Genomic DNA, 17,327 nt, shown 5'->3' with positions numbered 1-17,327 from the left:
CCCCGCGCAGTGATCTGCGCCTCACAGGCAACCCCGCCCGCTCCGTCCACGTCTTGACCGGCAACAGATGACGCCCCGGCCCCGGCCGGGGCTCATTTTCGAGGCACTATGCACAGCATGTATACGTCGCATGTATAGATGTGGTGTATACGGACGGAAAGGCATGCATGTACGGCAAGGCATTCGCCCCGGAGTACCAGGGCGCCCTCACCGCGCTCTCCGTGAACTCCTCGCTGGACGACGTACTGGCCGCCGGTACCGAGCAGTTGAGAGCGGCCGAGCGGGCCGGCCGGCACGGGGAGGCGGCCCGCTCCGGGCTCGCGGTCGCCGAGGCGCAGCGCCGGCTCGGCCGGATCGCCGACGCGGACCTCGCCTGGAAGGCGAGCTACCGGTCCGCCCGGCGGGCCGGGGACACCGGGGCGATGGCCTGGGCGCTGTGGAGCGGTGGCACGCTGGCCCGACAGCGCGGCGGATTCGCCCTCGCCCGGCGGCTGTTGGCGCTCGCGGCCGAGCTCGGCGAGCGGGGCGGCGACGTCGTCGTCCGCGGCTACTCCCTGGCGGGTCTCGCCGAGACCGGCCGCATCCAGGGCGACTACGAGGCCGTGGGCCGGCTGCACGAGCAGCTGCTGGCCGAGGCACGGCGGCGCGGGGAGGCACGGCACACGGTGTGGGCGCTGTCGGGCATCGCGCAGATGCACCGCAACACCGGGTCCTACGACACCGCGTTCGCCATGTTCGAGGAGGCGGCGTCGATCGCCGTGGCCGCCGACGACCGGCGCGGTCACGCCTGGGCGCTGCGCGGGCTCGCCGACCTCGCCTCCGTACGGGACGGCGACACCGAGCGGGCCCTCACCCTGCTGTCGGAGGCGGAGACGATGTGCCGGGCGATGAACCTGTCCAGTGCGCTGGCCTACAACCACAAGATGCGCGGCAACGTCCTCTACCGCGCCGGCCGTTGCTCCGAGGCCCGCGAGCTCTACGAGCAGGCGCTGGCGGAGTTCCGCGTCATGAGTGAACCGCGCGGGGATGCACTGGCGCGGCTGGGGCTGGCCAAGTCCCTGGCCCGGCTGGGCCGCGACCGCGCCGAGACCGCGGCCGAACTGGACGATCTGGCCCGCACGTTGGAGCGGACCGGGTTGCGGCACGCGCGGGAGATGGTGGCGCGCGCCCAGGAGGAGTTCGGTGTGCGGACGGAGTCGGTACGGTGACGACGGTCGTTGTTCCCGATGTCCTCGCCCGTTGCCGCGAGTTGGTGCGACCGGCGCTCCGGGAAGCGGTCGGCACACTGCATCCCTGGGTGGCCGAGATGGCCGCGTACTCCCTGGGCTGGTGCGAGGTCGGCGGCGCCCCGACCGTGGCGTCCGGCGGCAAGGGGGTCCGGCAGGCCCTCGCCGTCCTGGGCGCCGAGGCGTCCGGTGCTCCCGGACGGGCCGGGGTGCCCGCGGCGGTCGCGGTGGAACTGGTGCATGTGTTCTCCCTGCTCCACGACGACATCATGGACGGAGACAAGGCCCGACGTGGCCGCCCCTCGGTGTGGAAGGCCTACGGCACCGGTCCGGCGGTCCTCGCGGGCGACGCCCTGTTCGCCCTTGCTGTCGAGACCCTGACCGTCGAGACCCTGGCCGACACCGGGCCGCCCGCCGTGCGGCGCCTGTCCGTCGCTCTGTCCGACCTGGTGCGCGGGCAGGCGGACGACCTGCTGTTCGCCACGCGTCCCTGGAGGGGGCCGGAGCGGGTGCGCCCGGACGAGTACCGGACCATGGCCGAGCACAAGACCGGCGCGCTGCTGGGCTGCGCCGCGGCACTGGGCGCCCTGCTCGGCGGGGCGCCCCCGGCCACGGTGACCGCGATGGACCTGACTGGGCGGCACCTGGGGATCGCGTTCCAGATCGTCGACGACGTCCTGGGCATCTGGGGCGATCCCCTGGTCACCGGGAAGCCCGTGCACGGCGATCTGCGGGAGCGCAGGAAGACCTTCCCGGTGCTGGCCGCTCTCGACTCGACGGCACCTGCGGCCGCACACCTGGCGCGGCTCCTGGAAGCGGACGGGCCCCTGTCCGAGATCGCGGACCTGATCGAGGAGTGCGGTGGCAGAGCGGCCGCCCTCGCCGAGGCCCGCCGTCACCTCGCGGCCGCCGACCCGGCGCACGAACTGCGGCCACTGCTGGACTACCTCCTGCGCCGCGACCTCTGATGCCGAGTTGACCGGCGCCATCCGTGAGGACAGGGTTCGAGACGACCTCTCTCCTTCGGAAGGACGACCATCTTGATCGGGATCGCGGAGATCGAGCAGCAGGCCGGGCGGATCGCCGGACACGTCGTACGCACGCCCACTCTGCCGAGCCCCGGCCTGTCCGCGCTGCTCGGTGCTCCCGTCACCGTCAAGCTCGAACAGCTCCAGCGCACCGGCTCGTTCAAGGTCCGTGGGGCCACGGCCAAGCTGCTGTCGCTGAGCGAGGCGGAGCGGGCGGCCGGGGTGGTGGCGGTGAGCGGTGGCAACCACGGGATCGCCCTGGCCCACATGGCCGCGGCCCTCCACGTCAAGGCGACGGTGGTGATGCCGCGTTCGGCACCCTCCCGGTCCGTGGAGATCGTGGCGGCGGCCGGTGCGTCGCTACGGCTGACGGACGACATGGACGGTGCGTTCTCGCTGGTGAACCTGCTGCGCGACGAGGGGCTGACGCTGGTCCACCCCTTCGACGACCCGGTGGTGATCGCCGGGCAGGGCACGGTGGGGCTGGAGTTCGCCGATGACGCGGGCGACCTGACCGACGTCCTCGTCAGTGTCGGGGGCGGCGGGCTGATCGCCGGGGTCGCGGCGGCGCTGCGGGCACGTCGTCCGGGTGTCCGGGTCTGGGGTGTGGAGACGGAGGGTGCCGAGGCCATGTCCCGGGCCCTGGTGGCGGGCGGGCCGGTGCCGGTCGCGCTGTCCTCCCTCTCGTCCACGCTGAGCGCCCCGTCCGTCTCGCAGCTGACGTACGACCATGTGGCGGCTCACGTCACCGAGGTCCTCGTGGTCCCGGACCGGGAGGCCGTACAGGGCTGCCTCGACCTCGCCGACCATGCCAAGGTGTGGAGCGAACCGGCGGCCGGCTGCCTTCTGCCCGCTGCCCGGCGGGTGCTGGAGCGGGCCGGGGACGGCTGTCGGCTGGGCCTCGTCGTGTGCGGCGGCAACACGACCACCACGGATGTCATGGCGTGGGCCGAACAGTTCGGGCTGCGCTGAGAAAAATGCTCGGCTTCGATCCTTCACCTGGCCGTTCTACTGACTTGTGAGTCAGAAAGTGAACGGCAGGAAAGCGGATTCCATCGGTTGGGGATTTGATTGAACACTCCCCGCCGCACCCGCCGTACCACTGGGAAAGGTGAGAACCAGTGGTTCAGCGAGGGATGAGCATGGTCAAGGCGCACGTCTCCACACACGAGTTGGTCGCAGGACGGTACCGCCCACTGGACGTCCTGCACCGTGAGACCAACCGGACGTGCTGGTACGGCGAGGACATCTCGACGGAACGCCCCTGCCTGCTCACCGAGATCGGACTTCCGGCCGACACGGACGAGGATGCCTCGCAGCGCACCGCCGCGGGAGTCGTGCGGATGTCCAAGACCATGCGGGTGCTCGCCCCCGGCCGGGTCGCCCCGGTCGTCGACGCCGTCGCGCAGGAAGGCGCCCTGTGGACCGTCACCGAGCCCGTGGACGGCGTCCTGCTGGGCGAACTCCTCACCCAGCAGGGAACCTTCGACCATGTGCGGGCGGCACGCATCGGCCTGGAACTGCTGGAGGTGCTGGAGGCGGCACACGGCGAGGGCATCACCCACGGTGAACTCAGCCCGGGCCAGGTGTTCGTACGCAGTCAGGGCCCGGTCGTCGTCACCGGCTTCGGGCTGGCCGGGGCGACACTCGCGCCGAGGGTCTCGGCACCGTCGTACGCCTCACCCGAGCAGGCCCGTGACGAGCGCATCGGGCCGGCCGCCGACCTGTGGGCGCTCGGCGCGATCCTCTACACGATGGTCGAGGGCCGGCCGCCCTTCCGTGACCGCGACCGGCCCGCGGCCACCCTCAAGGGGGTGGACCGGTTGCCACTGCGGGCGCCGGTGCGGGCCGGGCCGCTCACCCAGACCGTCCAGGGGCTGCTGCGCAAGAGCTCCCAGGAGCGGCTGACCCGCGCGGCCGTGCGCACCGCTCTCGTCCGGATCGTCAGCGAGGACCCCGAGGGGGACCTGCCCGAGGAGCCCAGGTCCCGGCTGCGCGTCATGCACGCTGTGGCCCCGGGACGCAGCAGCCGCCTTCTCGTCGCGGGAACCGCCCTGGCCGTGGTCGCAGTGGCGGCCGTCGTCCTCACGGTCACCAACGCCCTGCCCGGCACCGACTCCGCGACGACCGGCGAGGCTCCCGCTCCCTCGGCGTCCGCGCCCGCCTCCGCTTCCGTATCGGCCCCGGCAACGACGTCACCGTCTCCGTCGGCCACCGCGCCCGGCGAGCGCACCGACCAGAGCCCGCGCCCGCCCGCGACGCCCACCCCCACGCCGACCAGGACGGCGTCCCCCACGGCGGGCACGGGTCTGCCGCCCGGATACAGCGTCTACCGCTCTCCCGAAGGCTTCTCCATCGCCCTCCCCAAGGGCTGGAAGGCGCTGGGCACCCAGCGCCAGGAAGACCTGGCCTACCGCGTCACGTTCGGCGCCCCCGGCGACCCGCGCACCCTCGCCGTCACCTACACCAGGGCCGTGGGCAACGCGGACGCGGTGTCCGTGTGGCGCGACGACGTGGAGCCGGAGCTCGAGGACCACCCGGGTTACCAGCGCCTCGGTGACATCCGCGCGACGACCTACCAGGGCCACAAGGCCGCCGACATGCAGTGGACCGAGCAGGTCGACGGCACCCGGGTGCGCACCTTCGGCCGCGGTTTCCTCATCGGTGACGGCCGCGGCTACTCGCTGCGCTGGACGACCCCGGCGGCCGACTGGAACGACGACGCGAACCAGAAGGCGCTGGACACCTTCCTGAGCACCTTCCGCGTGCCCTCGAACTGAGCGATTCCTCAAGCGGGACGCAGCGCCCGCATCCGCCGCAGTGGTCCGACGTGCAGGGGCTGAGTGCGCCAGCGCGCGGTGAACGTCCGGTCCGCGAGCGAACACGTCACCAGCAGGTGGTGAGGCGTCTCAAGGAACGCCACGTCGACGGCGAGGGTCTCTGCGTCGGTCCAGCCGCCACTCACCGCGACGGGCACGGGCTCGTCCACGACCGTCCAGCCGGCCTCCCCGGCTTCGAGCCTCAGCTCCAGCCGGTCCCCGTCGTCGACCAGCGTGACGCGGCCCTCCGGGCCCACCTCGACCGCGGTCAGAGTCGGCTGGTCGGCGCACCCGCCGCCGTAGGGAGCGAAAACGGTCTCCCGATCCTCCGTTCCGCCCGCCGGGTTCGCCTTGCCTTCGGCGGGCGGCAGCGCGAGCCGGGTCAGCCGGTCGGCGAGGGCCGCGTCCGCCACCTCGTGTCCGGGCAGCGGGCCTGGCGCGAAGGCGGGAAGCAGATGCTCCCAGACCAGGCCCAGGACCTTCTGCATGTCCACGGTCTCCGAGGTGATCGCGAGCACCGCGTCCTGCTCGGGCAGCACCACGCAGAACTGTCCGTACGCCCCGTCCCCGCGGTAACCGTGCCGTGAGACCCAGAACTGGAAGCCGTAGCCCTGCTGCCAGTCCGTCCAGCCGTCCTCCGCGGGGGCGCCGTGCGAGATCTGGACCCGTGTCGCCTCGGCCACCCACGATTCGGGCAGCAGACGCTCGCCCTCCCACACCCCGCCCCGCAGATACAGCAGGCCGAGCCGGGCGATCGCGTCGGTGGTGGCGTGCAGCCCGCTGAAACCCAGCTCACGGCCGCGCCGGTCGTGGATCCACGCCACCTCGCCGATGCCCAGCGGGTCGAACAGCCGGGGTCGCAGGTACTCCGTGAGCTTCTGGCCCGTGACGCGCTGGACGATCGCGGCGAGCGTGTAGGTGGCGGGCTGGTTGTAGGCGAAGACCGTGCCCGGGTCCCGCTCCGGAGGGACCAGCAGGAATCCGCGGACGAGCTCATCGCGGTCCTGGGCGCGCGCACGGTCCAGCGTCTCCTCCAGATGACCACTGGCCATCGACGCCACATGCCGTACGAGCATCGCGCGGCTGCGCGGGTCGGTGACATCGGCGTCGAACTCCGGGAAGTACGAGATCACCGGGTCGTCCAGCCGGATCAGGCCCTCGGCGACGGCGAACCCGGCGGCCGTGGCCGTGAAGCTCTTGCTGAGCGAGTAGAGGAGCTGCGGCCGCTCGACGGCGTACGGCGCCCACCATCCGGAGGCGACGAGCCGGTCGTGGCGCAGCAGCATCAGGCTGTGCGGCTCGATGTGCGGGTCGGATTCGAGGGCGTCGAGGAAGGCCGCTATGCCGGCGGCGTCGACGCCCTGGGCCGCGGGGGTGCTGGTGGGCAGGGAACTCATGGGGGCATCCTCCCTCTTTCACCGGCCTTGATCGAGAGGGCGTCCAAAGGCCCGTTTTCCCGTCCGGTCACCGGGGACCCGGGTCCCATGGTGCAAATCGGATACACGATGATGACCGAGCAGGCCGGCCCGCGTGAGCTGGTCGGGCATGTGGTGAAGGCCGAGGAGGCCGGCTACGACTTCTCGGTGACCTCGGACCACTACTTCCCGTGGCTGCGGTCGCAGGGACACTCGCCGTACGCGTGGAGCGTGCTCGGGGCGGCCGCCCAGGCCACCTCACGCATTCCGCTCATGACCTACGTGACGTGTCCGAGCTTCCGCTACCACCCGGCGGTGGTGGCGCAGAAGGCGGCGACGATGCAGCTGCTCTCCGAGGGCCGGTTCCGGCTGGGGCTCGGCTCGGGCGAGAACCTCAACGAGCATGTGGTGGGCGGCGGCTGGCCGTCGGCCGACGTGCGGCACGAGATGCTGGAAGAGGCGATCGAGATCATCCGCGCGCTGTTCGAGGGCGGACATGTGAACCACCGGGGGGCCCACTTCGACGTGGAGTCGGCCCGGTTGTGGGACCTGCCGGACGAGCCGCCGCAGATCGGCCTGGCCGTCTCCGGCGAGCAGTCCTGCAGGCTCGCGGGCCGGCTCGCCGACCTCGTCATCGCCACGGAGCCCAAGGCGGGTCTGCTGGAGGCGTTCGACCGGCACGGCGGCGAGGGCAAGCCGCGTGTGGGGCAACTGCCCGTCTGCTACGACCCCGACCGGGAGACGGCCGTCAAGCGGGCGCACTCCCAGTTCCGCTGGTTCGGCGGCGGCTGGAAGGTCAACTCCGAACTCCCGCACCCGGACGCGTTCGAGGCGGCCACCCAGTTCGTCACGCCCGACGACGTCGCGGCGGCGATCCCGTGCGGCGACGACCCGGACGACTTCGTCGAGGCCGTGCGGCCGTACGCGGAGGCGGGATTCACCGAAGTCGCCCTGGTGCAGATCGGGGGCGACTCGCAGCCGGAGTTCCTGGACTGGTCGGCGAAGACGCTGCTGCCCGCACTGCGCGACGCGCTGGACTGAGCGGGCCACGCTGCCCGCGCGGCACCTGAGGGTGCCATAGGCTTCCGAGCCGCACATCGTGCGGTCCCGACCAGCCTGCCCAGGAGAAGCGCCCGTGACCCTAGCGATCGACCCGTCCGAGACATCGTCCGAGACACCCGTCGAGACCTCAGCCGAGACCTCCGTGGAAACGTCTGTGGAGACGTCCCCCGTGCCCCTGAGCGACCTTGTCGCGCGTGACGCCCGCGAGTTCGGTGTCTACGCGCGGACCGGCGGATGGGCCTTCGGCCTGATGGTGGCACGCAGTGTGCGGCCCGGCGGCCAGAGCTCGGACGAGACACCGAAGGTCTCCGCGAAGGAGTTCGCCGAGCTCGCCGGCTGTTCGCCCGAGCGCGTCATGCGCTACTACAAGGCGTGGGACCGGGCCGCCGACGACGGCATGGTCCCGCACTTCGAGGCATTGGCGCCCGGCCAGGACGTGGAGCTGCCGGACGCGGACGTGTGGCTCGGCTACTACGTCTCCCGCAGCAGCGCCACCTCCGAGCGCGGCGCGGCCATCGCCGAGGCCGCCGAGGCCGAGGGCATCCGCCCCACCAAGGCCCTGGAGGTGGCCGAGAACCCCACAGCGCTGCGCGCCGCGATCCTCGCCGACCCGTCCACCGCCCGGGCCGCGCGCAGCGCCCTGCTCGACCGGATCAAGGAGGACCCCGACCTCCAGGCCGAGCTGGCCCGGGACGTCGTGCGCACGGACGACCTGAAGAAGGCCGTGGCCACCGAGAGCAGGGCGGCCGACCGGATCGGCTACGTCCGCCAGATCGCCGAGTCCGGCCAGGTGAAGACCCCGGCCGGGCAGACCATCGACGCGCCCGTTGACCTGCGTCAGGAGGCCGAGCGGCATCTGTCCCTCCTCGACGAGCTGGAGGAGGACGAGGACACCGGCGAGTGGGCGGCCGAGGCGTTCGACACGATGAAGTCCCTCGTCGCCGAGGCCGTGGAGGCCGATCCCGAACTCCGGGTCCAGGAGCGGCGGACGAAGTTCTACAGCAGCCTCCAGAAGGCCACGAAGGCGTTCGAGGAGCTGACCTTCGACGACGCGCAGGACTTCTACGAGGACGACATGCTCCAGCGCCTGGAGGAACTCCAGCAGGCCATCGCCTCGTGCCTGACCTCTTTGCGCGGCGCGAAGGGTAATCACCCGGAAGGCTGAGCATCTTGGGCGTGGGAGGGGTACTAGAGGGCTCTACATCGTTCTCCCCGGAGGCCTCCAGGTGAACTCCTTCGCCCACAAGACCGCGCACAAGACTCTCGTCGTGCAACTCCAGACCGGCGGCACGGGCCGTTGCCCCGTGCTCGCCCACCTGGGGTACGACGCGGCGGACCCGTTCGCCGTCACCGCCGTGTTCAGCCATGACGGCCGGGTGCTGGCCCGGTGGCGGCTGGACCGGGAGATGCTGGCCGAGGGGCTGCGCGGTCCTGTCGGGGTCGGGGACGTGCGGCTGAGCCCCTCCTCTACCGGCGTCTGGGAGGAACTGCGCATGGAGTTCTTCGGTGACGCCCGCTCCGACGGGGGCCGCCAGCACGCCGTGGTCTTCGCCTGGGTTCCGGCGCTGGCCTCCTTCCTGCGCGAGACCCGCGAGATCGTCCCACCAGGACAGGAGGAGGTCAGCGTCGACGACTTCCTGGCCTCCGTCATCGCCGGCGGCTGATACGCACGCACGCGGCCGGGCACTGATGCGTACGGGCGTTGAGTAGCCGTACTCATGTCGCGGCCGGCCCCCTGCCCGACGATGAGGACTCCTACGACGAGGAGCACCTCATGACCGCTGTGCGACGGCCCCTGCTCGCCTGCGCCGTGGTCGCCGCGCTGGCCCTGTCCGCCTGGGGCCCGCGCGACCGCACCACCTGGTTCCTGGAGACGGTGTGGGTCCTGGTCGGGCTGCCGCTGATCGTGCTCACCTGGCGCCGCTTCCCCCTGACCGACCTGCTGTGCTGTCTGCTGGCGGTCCACGCGCTCGTGCTCATGGTGGGCGGGAACTACACCTACGCTCAGGTGCCGCTCGGTGACTGGGTGCGCGACACCTTCGGTCTCGACCGCAATCCGTACGACCGTTTCGGCCACCTCATGCAGGGCTTCGTACCGGCGGTCCTGGTGCGGGAGTTGCTCAGCCGTACGTCCCCGCTGCGGGGCAGCCGCTGGCTGGCGCCGCTGACGGTGTGCGCGTGTCTGGCCTTCAGCGCCGTCTTCGAGATGCTGGAGTGGGCGGCCGCGGTGATCGGCGGTCAGGCGGCGGACGCCTTCCTGGCCACGCAGGGCGATGTGTGGGACACGCAGTGGGACATGTTCTGCGCGCTGATCGGCGCCACGGTGTCGGTCCTGGTGCTCTCCCGCCTGCACGACCGGCAGCTGGCCGGACCTGACCTCACCGGGTCGTGTAGCGGCGACGGGTCCACAGCGGCAGCACGAACCAGCACAGCAGGTACCAGCCGACGACTCCCGTGACGAGCCAGGGCACCCAGTCGTCGTGGGTCGCCACCCGCAGGACCAGCAGGAGGGCGGCCGTCATCGTCGCCAGGAGCAGGACGAGGCCCACGAAGGTCAGCCGGGAGGCCCACTGCACGGCCTGGGACTTGATGCGCCGTCCCGAGACGAGACGGTGCAGGGACACCGGCCCTATGAGGGCGCCGGTCGCACAGGCGCCGAGGACGACGGTCACGATGTAGATGACCTGGTCGGTGTGGGCCAGGTCGGCGTACTTCGGTGTGAACACCACGGTGAGCAGGAAGCCGAACAGGATCTGCACGCCCGTCTGCGCGACGCGGACCTCCTGGATGAGCTCGCCCCACATGCGGTCCGCGCGCTCGTCCTCGGTCTCGTCGCGGCCTGTCCGTCTCACCGTGTCGACCATGCGGTCCGTGTATCCGGTGGCTGATCGTTCAAACAGCGGGGCTCCGGGGGCGGCCCGGTGGACCGCTCCCGCAGCCCCGCGGGCTCACCAGCGGTTCTCGACCTGGTCCTTGATCCGGCGGTCGTAGAGGTCGCGGATCGCCGAGAGGGTCTCGTCGGACAGCGGCGGCAGTTTCCCGGCCGCCGCGTTGGCGCGGGCCTGCTCGGGTGAACGGGCGCCGGGGATGACGGTGGTGACGCCGGGCTGCTCGATGATCCAGCGCAGGGCGAGCTGGGCCGGGGTGCAGCCCTCGGGGGCGAGGGCGGAGAACTCGGCCGCGGCTTCCACGCCGGTCGTGTAGTCGACGCCGGAGAAGGTCTCACCGACGTCGAAGGACTCGCCGTGCCGGTTGTAGGCGCGGTGGTCGTTCTCCGGGAAGACGGTGTCCTTGGTGTACTTGCCGGACAGCAGACCCGAGGCCAGCGGGACGCGGGCGATGATGCCGACGCCCGCCTCCCGGGCGGCGGGGAGCACCTCGCGCAGGGGCTTCATGCGGAAGGCGTTGAGGATGATCTGCACGCTCGCCACGCCCGGCCGGGCGATCGCGGTCAGCGCCTCCTGGCAGGTCTCCACGCTGACGCCGTAGTGGGCGATGCGCTCCTCCTCGACCAGGGTGTCGAGGGCGTCGAACACCTCGTCCGTGGAGTAGACGGGTGTCGGCGGGCAGTGCAGCTGGACGAGGTCGATGCGGTCGACGCCGAGGTTGCGGCGGGAACGGTCGTTCCAGGCGCGGAAGTTGTCGAGGACGTAGTTCTCCGGGATCTGGTCGACGCGGCGGCCCATCTTCGTCGCGACCAGCACATGGAGGTCGGGCCGGCTCCGCAGGAACGTGGCGATTGTCTGCTCGCTGCGTCCGTCGCCGTACACGTCGGCGGTGTCGAAGAAGGTGACCCCCGACTCTGCCGCCGCCTCCAGCACCGAGAGGGCTTCCTTGTCGTCGACGTCTCCCCAGTCGGCTCCCAGCTGCCAGGTGCCGAGTCCGACGACGGATGCGTGCTGCTGCGACCTGCCGAATGTGCGCTCGTCCATGGCGTCAGTCTGCCATCCGTCTCCGACCTGCGCGGAACTGGTCGCTCCGGGTCGACGCCCGCCATTTGTTCACTCACATGGGTGACACGCATCGACGTAGGGCATGCACGTGTCAATGGGCGCCTAGCGTGGCCACGTGACTGATCGTTCCGTGAGCAACCACCCGCAGGACGCCCCGTCCTGGTCCCGCCGCGGCTTCCTCATGGGTGCCGCCGCCCTGGCCGCCGTACCGATTCTGCTGCCCGCCGATCCGGCGGCCGCGGCCGAGGAACTGCCGGATTTCCCGGCCGGCGTGGCCCTCTACCGTTCGGCGTACCGGAACTGGGTCGGTGAGATCACCGCCGACGGGTTATGGGCCTGCGCCCCGACCGGCCCCGACCAGGTGGTCGAGGTCGTCAACTGGGCCTGGCGGCACGGCTGGCGGGTCCGCGCCCGGGGCTCCTCGCACGGCTGGTCGCCGCTGACCGTCACCGAGGGCACCGACTCGGACGCGCCCGTCCTCCTCGTCGACACCGCCTCCCACCTCACCGGCCTGTCCCTGGACTCCGCCTCCACCGTGCGCGCCGGCACCGGCGTCACGCTGGAGGCCCTGCTCACCCACCTGGAGGAGCACGGGCTCGGCATCACCGCCGCGCCCGCGCCGGGCGACCTCACCCTGGGCGGGGCGCTGGCGATCGACGCGCACGGCACCGCCGTCCCGGCCGACGGGGAGGAACGGCTGCCGGGGCAGACGTACGGCTCGCTGAGCAATCGGATCGTGTCGCTGACGGCGGTGGTGTGGGACGAGGGCGCTGGGGCGTACGCGCTGCGTGAGTTCAGCCGCACCGAGGCCGACAGCGCCGCGCTGCTCACCCATCTCGGGCGCGCCTTCGTCACGGAGGTCGTGCTGCGGGTCGGCGCCAACAGCAATCTGCGGTGTGTGAGCCGCGTCGACATCTCCGCGGCCGAGCTGTTCGCCGCACCCGGTGGGGACGGGCGGACCTTCGCGAGTTTCCTGGCGGAGGCGGGTCGGGTCGAGGCGATCTGGTTCGCCTTCACCGAGTTCCCCTGGCTGAAGGTGTGGAGCGTGGCGCCGACCAGGCCGCTGACCTCACGGCGGGTGACCTCGCCGTACAACTATCCCTTCTCCGACAACGTGCCGACTCTGGTCGCGGACCTCGCCGGGCGGATGGTGTCGGACGCGGCCTGGTATCTGGCGCCGGTGCTCGGGAACGCACAGCTCGACGCGGCGGCGGTGGGGCTCACGGCGACGCTCTCGGCGGACATCTGGGGCCCGTCGAAGAACACGCTGCTGTACGTCAGGCCGACGACCCTGCGGGTGACCGCGAACGGGTACGCGGTACTGACCGGCCGGGACCAGGTGCAGCGGGTGGTCGCCGAGTTCACGGACTTCTACCGTGAGCGCCTGACCGCCTACGCCGCGCAGGGGCGCTTCCCCGTCAACGGGACGGTCGAGATCCGGGTGACCGGGCTCGACGACCCGGCCGACGTCGGGACTGCGGGTGCGCGGGCTCCGCTGCTCTCGGCGTTGCGGGCCGATCCGGCACATCCCGAGCGGGACACGGCCGTGTGGCTGGACATCCTGACGCTGCCGGGGACGCCGTACGCGGAGGCCTTCCTGCGGGAGATCGAGCAGTTCCTCGTCGACGGCTACGCGGGCACCCGCGTCGAGTGGTCCAAGGGGTGGGCCTATACGGACGATGCCGCGTGGGAGGACGAGGAGATGCTGGGGACGACGATCCCCGGGTCGTTCGGTGAGGCGGTGTGGGGGCAGGCGGCCGGGGTGCTGGACCGGCTCGACCCGCACGGCGTGTTCGGGAACGCCTTCCTGGACCGCCTGTTCCGTTAGGGCGTCAAGTGGGCCTGGACCGTGGGGGCGTACCGGTTCACCACGTCCTCCACCGCGGTCGCCCTCAGGTTGGTACCCCGGGCGATGCCGTACATCACGCCGAGGCCCAACAGGGTGCCCACCGCCAGTTCGGCGCGCAGGCCGGCGTCAGGGCCCTTGAGGCGCTCCGCGAGGCGTTCGACCACCTGGGTACGGAAGTTGACCCGCAGGATGTCGCCGTGTTCGCCCTGGACCGGGGCGAAGGCGATCCGCAGGAGGGGGTCGGCGCCGCGTTCGATCTGGCCGGTGAGGACATGGCGGACCATGTGGCGGCCCAGGTCGTCCAGGGGGGCGTCGAGCAGGGCGGCCGCGTCGGACTCGAAGGACATGACGCGGGCGAGCAGGGCGTCCTTGTTGCCGAAGTACTTCACGATCAACGGCGGGCTGACTCCGGCGCGTTCGGCGACCGCCTTGAGGGTGATGTCGGCGTGGGGGGTGCGGGCCAGGAGGTAGCGGGCCGCCCTCAGGATGGCGGCCTTGGTCGTCTCCGCGTCCCGGCGGGTGGGCGTGGCGGTGGGGGGTGTTGTGCTCACGGCACTCATGCTCCCTCCATCGCCTCGTCCCGCGCCCCCCGGGTGCGGCCCTTGGCCCGGCGGGTCCCCTCGGGCGTGGAGTCGCCGGGGATGGTCAGTGCCGCCGCGCAGGCCGCGAGAGCGACCGCACCCGCCATGGCGAAGGCCAGCAGGTAGCCGTGCAGGGTGGGTACCGGGAGACCGAGGACCGGGCTGGTGTGGTGGACCAGTACGGCCGCGACCGCCGCGCTGGAGACGGCCTGGCCGATGGTGCGCATCAGGACGTTGACGCCGTTGGCGGAGGCCGTCTGCTCGGCCGGGACGGCACGCAGGATCAGGGTGGGCAGGGCCGAGTAGGCGAGGGTGGTGCCCGTGGCCACCACGGTGGCACCCAGGATGATCATCCACAGGTCGCGGCTGTCCGCGATGCGTACCGCGTAGCCGCACGCGATGACCGCGGCGCCGAGCGCGAGCGTGATGCGCGGGCCGCGCGACGCGGAGATCCGGGCCGAGACGGGTGAGAACAGCAGCATGGTGACACCGCCGGGCAGCAGGCACAGGCCGGTGGCCACGATCGACAGGCCCAGCCCGTAGCCGGTTTCCTTGGGAGCCTGCACCAGCTGGGCCGTGACCAGGGAGTTGGCGTAGAAGGCGAATCCGGTGAGCAGGGCGGCCACGTGGGACAGCCCCACCCGCGGCCGGGTGACGAGCCGCAGGTCGACCAGGGGCTGCGCGGTGCGCAGTTGGTGCCACCACCACAGGACGAGGACCGCGGCGGACGTGAGGAACAGCGCCAGCACGCGGGGGCTGCCCCAGCCCCACTGTCCGCCCTGGGACACTCCGAGCAGCAGGCTGATCAGTCCGGCGGCCAGCCCCAGGGCCCCCGGCACGTCGAAGCGGCCGGGCTGCCGTACGGGCGACTCGCGGACCGCCCACGACACGGCGGCCACGCCCAGCGCGCCCAGGCCGCTGGTCAGCCAGAACATGGTGTGCCAGTCGGCGTACTGGACGACCATCGCGGCCAGCGGCAGACCCAGGGCGGCGCCGATGCCGACCGTGGAGCTCATCATCGCGACCGCGGAGCCGCGGCGTTCGGGCGGCAGCTCGTCGCGCAGGATGCTGATCGACAACGGCACCACGGAGGCGGCGGCGCCCTGGAGGGCCCGGGCCGCGATGAGCACGGTGATGTCGGACGACAGCGCGCACATCACCGACCCGACCGTCATCAGGGCGAGGGCTCCGGTCAGGACCCGGCGCTTGCCGTACATGTCACCGGCCCGGCCGAGCACCGGGGTGAGGACGGCTCCGGCGAGCAGGGTCGCGGTGACCATCCAGGAGACGGCGCCGGGCGAGGAATCGGTCAGCCGGGGCAGGTCCGGAAGCAGGGGGACGACCACGGTCTGCATGACGGCCATGAGCACACCGCACATCGCCAGTACCGGCACGGTGAGCCGGGTCCGCAGGCTCGCTCCGCGCGGCGGGGATATGGGGCCCTGCTGGTCCATCTGCGCTCCGGGAAAACAGTGGGTGAATGGCAATTCACTCTAGCGGTGAATCGCCATTCACCCAATACCGTTTCCGGGCGGCGGACTACTTGCGGACGTCCGAGGCGCGGGCGTCCGAGGCGCGGGCGCCCGAGGCCCTGGCCGACAGCTCCCGGGCGTGCACGGTCCGCGCGACCTTCGGGCCGAGCCAGCGCTTGAACCTGCGCAGCGCCTCCAGCTGCCCGGCGGCTTTGTCGATCCGGTAGTACAGCTGTGGCGGGACATAGGGCAGCAGTGGCGAGTGCCGTTGCCCGAGCAGGGCGAACATCTGCTCCGGCGGGAGGTCGATGTAGCGCGTCAGGTTCTCGTACCACTGGGCGCTGTAGCGGGCCGCGCTCTGGATGGAGAGCAGTTCCGACTTGCGCTGCCGTTCGTAGCGGGCGAGGGCCTGCGGGAGTGCGGATTGCTCACGCAGGGCGTCGGCCAGGGCGATGGCGTCCTCCAGGGCGAGCGTGGTGCCCGCGCCGATGGAGTAGTGGGTGGTGTGGGCCGCGTCGCCGAGCAGGACGAGGTTGTCGCGCTGCCAGGTGCGGTTGGTCAGGGTGCGGAAGTTGAGCCACTGGGCGCTGCCCGAGCCTGCGGAGCGGCCGATCAGGGGGTGGCCGTCGAGGATGTCGGCGAACAGCTTCTCCAGCAGGGCGAGCCCGTCGGCCTCGTCCGCCTCGTCCAGGCCGAGGCCGGCCCAGGTCTCCGGTGCGCACTCGACGACGCAGGTGCTGCGCTCGGGGCTGAAGGCGTATCCGTAGCACCAGATCCAGCCGTGGTCGGTCTCGGCGAAGGCGAAGGTGAAGGAGTCGAAGACCTTGCTGGTGCCGAGCCAGATGTAGTGGTTGCGGCCCTCCTTGGTCTCGGCTCCGAAATGGTCGGCGTGCCGGGCGCGCAGGGTGCTGTGGACACCGTCACCGGCCACGAGGAGGTCGGCCTCGGGGAGGTTCTCGTCGGTGATCTCGCGCTCGAACTCCAGCCGTACGCCCAGGGAACGGGCCCGGGCGGCGAGGATCTCCAGCAGACGGTGGCGGCCGATACCGAATCCCTCGTCGCTGGGGCGCCGGGTGACCAGGTCCCGCACCCGGGCTTCGCCCTCGTTCCAGGTGACCGAGGCCTCCTGGATCGCGCGGGCCGACTCGGGGTCGTGTTCGTGGAGTTTGTCGAGCAGTCCGCGCCAGTAGGTGACGCCCCAGCCGTAGGTCGAGCCCTCCGGGTTGCGCTCGTGGACAGTGATGTCGTGGGACGGGTCCTGCCGTTTCAGCAGGATCGAGAGATACAGGCCGGCGGGCCCGCCGCCGACGCAGGCGACCTTCACGCGCACCCCTAGGAATTACCCAAAGCGGTCAATTGGCAACGCAGAGTAGCAGTCCGGGAGGGTGCGCCCCGCACTTCGGATCGCGCCGCTCCCCGCGGGCGAGGCGGGCCGCTGCCTGCGCCTTCACTCGCGGAGGATCACCGAAAATCACGGCCTCGCCGGGAAGTAATTCCTCCGTCCGGGGACCGGAAAGCCCTCCCACGGCAAGATCACCATTGTGCGGTCGTGTACGGCATGTGGGTAATTATCAGGATCAGAGCCGACCGGTCGCGGATGATTTCTCCCGCTCTCGCCGGGGCCGACTGGCATGCGGAGTCGTCAACGCGGGAGATTCACCGCATGGCGGTGCCGCTCCCCCAGCCGCCCCCGCACCGCTGGGGCCACCCACGGACACCACCGCGGGACGCCGGGGTCAGAGACGATCGGCCCGGCGCCGCCGAGGACCAGGGCGGAAAAGAGCGCGAACTGCGGCCCTCCGAGCTCGCCCTCGGCCGCCGGATGCCCCGGCAGCGGGCGTCCTGGATCTCGTCGACGGTGGCCCGTGCCGCGCCGCACGGGATGGCCTCCGGCGACCCGTGGGGGCGCGGGGCGCCCGACG

The 17,327-nt window shown here is 71.7% G+C and carries 15 protein-coding genes; 9 read left to right on the top strand and 6 right to left on the bottom strand.

Features of this window, described 5'->3' with window-relative positions; all coding sequences use genetic code 11:
• The first annotated feature begins 167 nt into the window (after positions 1 to 167).
• The 4 genes from ACFYRX_RS29090 to ACFYRX_RS29075 all read left to right on the top strand — a co-directional run bounded on the left by ACFYRX_RS29090 (position 168) and on the right by ACFYRX_RS29075 (position 5,034).
• Positions 168 to 1,208 (top strand): tetratricopeptide repeat protein, encoded by a 1,041-nt coding sequence (locus ACFYRX_RS29090; RefSeq protein ID WP_389105734.1) that lies wholly within the window; start codon positions 168 to 170, stop codon positions 1,206 to 1,208.
• Complete coding sequence (locus tag ACFYRX_RS29085) at positions 1,205 to 2,194, top strand: polyprenyl synthetase family protein (protein ID WP_389105732.1); 990 nt, start codon at positions 1,205 to 1,207, stop codon at positions 2,192 to 2,194. The genes ACFYRX_RS29090 and ACFYRX_RS29085 overlap by 4 nt, the downstream gene beginning before the upstream one ends.
• A 72-nt stretch (positions 2,195 to 2,266) precedes the next feature.
• Positions 2,267 to 3,226: a threonine/serine dehydratase gene (locus ACFYRX_RS29080; RefSeq protein ID WP_389105729.1), complete on the top strand. Its 960-nt coding sequence runs from the start codon at positions 2,267 to 2,269 to the stop codon at positions 3,224 to 3,226.
• Between the two features lie 164 nt (positions 3,227 to 3,390).
• Positions 3,391 to 5,034, top strand: a complete 1,644-nt coding sequence (locus ACFYRX_RS29075; RefSeq protein WP_389106269.1) for a serine/threonine protein kinase — start codon at positions 3,391 to 3,393, stop codon at positions 5,032 to 5,034.
• A gap of 8 nt (positions 5,035 to 5,042) precedes the next feature.
• Here ACFYRX_RS29075 and ACFYRX_RS29070 read toward each other — a convergent pair whose 3' ends face one another.
• Positions 5,043 to 6,470 carry a serine hydrolase domain-containing protein gene (locus ACFYRX_RS29070; RefSeq protein WP_389105726.1) on the bottom strand — a complete coding sequence of 476 codons (1,428 nt, stop codon included), beginning with the start codon at positions 6,468 to 6,470 and terminating at the stop codon, positions 5,043 to 5,045.
• A gap of 87 nt (positions 6,471 to 6,557) precedes the next feature.
• Here ACFYRX_RS29070 and ACFYRX_RS29065 point away from each other — a divergent pair, with 87 nt between their 5' ends.
• The 4 genes from ACFYRX_RS29065 (at position 6,558) to ACFYRX_RS29050 (ending at position 10,008) form a co-directional block, all read left to right on the top strand.
• Complete coding sequence (locus ACFYRX_RS29065; protein WP_389105724.1) at positions 6,558 to 7,529, top strand: LLM class F420-dependent oxidoreductase; 972 nt, start codon at positions 6,558 to 6,560, stop codon at positions 7,527 to 7,529.
• 94 nt (positions 7,530 to 7,623) lie between these two features.
• Positions 7,624 to 8,715, top strand: a complete 1,092-nt coding sequence (locus ACFYRX_RS29060; protein ID WP_389105721.1) for a hypothetical protein — start codon at positions 7,624 to 7,626, stop codon at positions 8,713 to 8,715.
• 61 nt (positions 8,716 to 8,776) lie between these two features.
• Positions 8,777 to 9,214, top strand: coding sequence for an SsgA family sporulation/cell division regulator (locus ACFYRX_RS29055; protein ID WP_389105718.1), 438 nt, complete (start codon positions 8,777 to 8,779; stop codon positions 9,212 to 9,214).
• A 110-nt stretch (positions 9,215 to 9,324) separates the two neighbouring features.
• Complete coding sequence (locus ACFYRX_RS29050) at positions 9,325 to 10,008, top strand: DUF2238 domain-containing protein (RefSeq protein WP_389105716.1); 684 nt, start codon at positions 9,325 to 9,327, stop codon at positions 10,006 to 10,008.
• On the opposite strand, the gene ACFYRX_RS29045 is transcribed toward ACFYRX_RS29050, so the two are convergent.
• Both ACFYRX_RS29045 and ACFYRX_RS29040 read right to left on the bottom strand, forming a co-directional pair.
• A complete protein-coding gene (locus ACFYRX_RS29045) occupies positions 9,929 to 10,414 on the bottom strand; it encodes a DUF6328 family protein (protein WP_389105713.1) in 486 nt (161 codons plus the stop codon). The two genes, ACFYRX_RS29050 and ACFYRX_RS29045, sit on opposite strands and share 80 nt — an antisense overlap.
• A gap of 84 nt (positions 10,415 to 10,498) precedes the next feature.
• Positions 10,499 to 11,482: an aldo/keto reductase gene (locus ACFYRX_RS29040; RefSeq protein WP_389105711.1), complete on the bottom strand. Its 984-nt coding sequence runs from the start codon at positions 11,480 to 11,482 to the stop codon at positions 10,499 to 10,501.
• 202 nt (positions 11,483 to 11,684) lie between these two features.
• Between ACFYRX_RS29040 and ACFYRX_RS29035 the strand changes: the two genes are divergently transcribed.
• On the top strand, positions 11,685 to 13,331 hold the full coding sequence (locus tag ACFYRX_RS29035; protein ID WP_389106267.1) for a cholesterol oxidase substrate-binding domain-containing protein: 1,647 nt from the start codon (positions 11,685 to 11,687) through the stop codon (positions 13,329 to 13,331).
• Here the strand turns inward: ACFYRX_RS29035 and ACFYRX_RS29030 are convergent.
• The 3 genes from ACFYRX_RS29030 to ACFYRX_RS29020 form a co-directional block, all read right to left on the bottom strand.
• Positions 13,328 to 13,912, bottom strand: a complete 585-nt coding sequence (locus ACFYRX_RS29030) for a TetR family transcriptional regulator (RefSeq protein WP_389105710.1) — start codon at positions 13,910 to 13,912, stop codon at positions 13,328 to 13,330. The two genes, ACFYRX_RS29035 and ACFYRX_RS29030, sit on opposite strands and share 4 nt — an antisense overlap.
• On the bottom strand, positions 13,909 to 15,387 hold the full coding sequence (locus ACFYRX_RS29025; RefSeq protein ID WP_389105708.1) for an MFS transporter: 1,479 nt from the start codon (positions 15,385 to 15,387) through the stop codon (positions 13,909 to 13,911). Before ACFYRX_RS29025 ends, ACFYRX_RS29030 begins: the two co-directional genes overlap by 4 nt.
• A gap of 85 nt (positions 15,388 to 15,472) precedes the next feature.
• A complete protein-coding gene (locus ACFYRX_RS29020) occupies positions 15,473 to 16,729 on the bottom strand; it encodes an FAD-dependent monooxygenase (RefSeq protein WP_389105706.1) in 1,257 nt (418 codons plus the stop codon).
• Positions 16,730 to 17,327: the final 598 nt, after the last annotated feature.

Origin of the sequence: Streptomyces sp. NPDC005374 (genome assembly GCF_042872225.1) — a bacterium.
Classification (GTDB): Bacteria; Actinomycetota; Actinomycetes; order Streptomycetales; family Streptomycetaceae; genus Streptomyces.
This window is presented reverse-complemented; position numbering and strand designations above follow the sequence as displayed.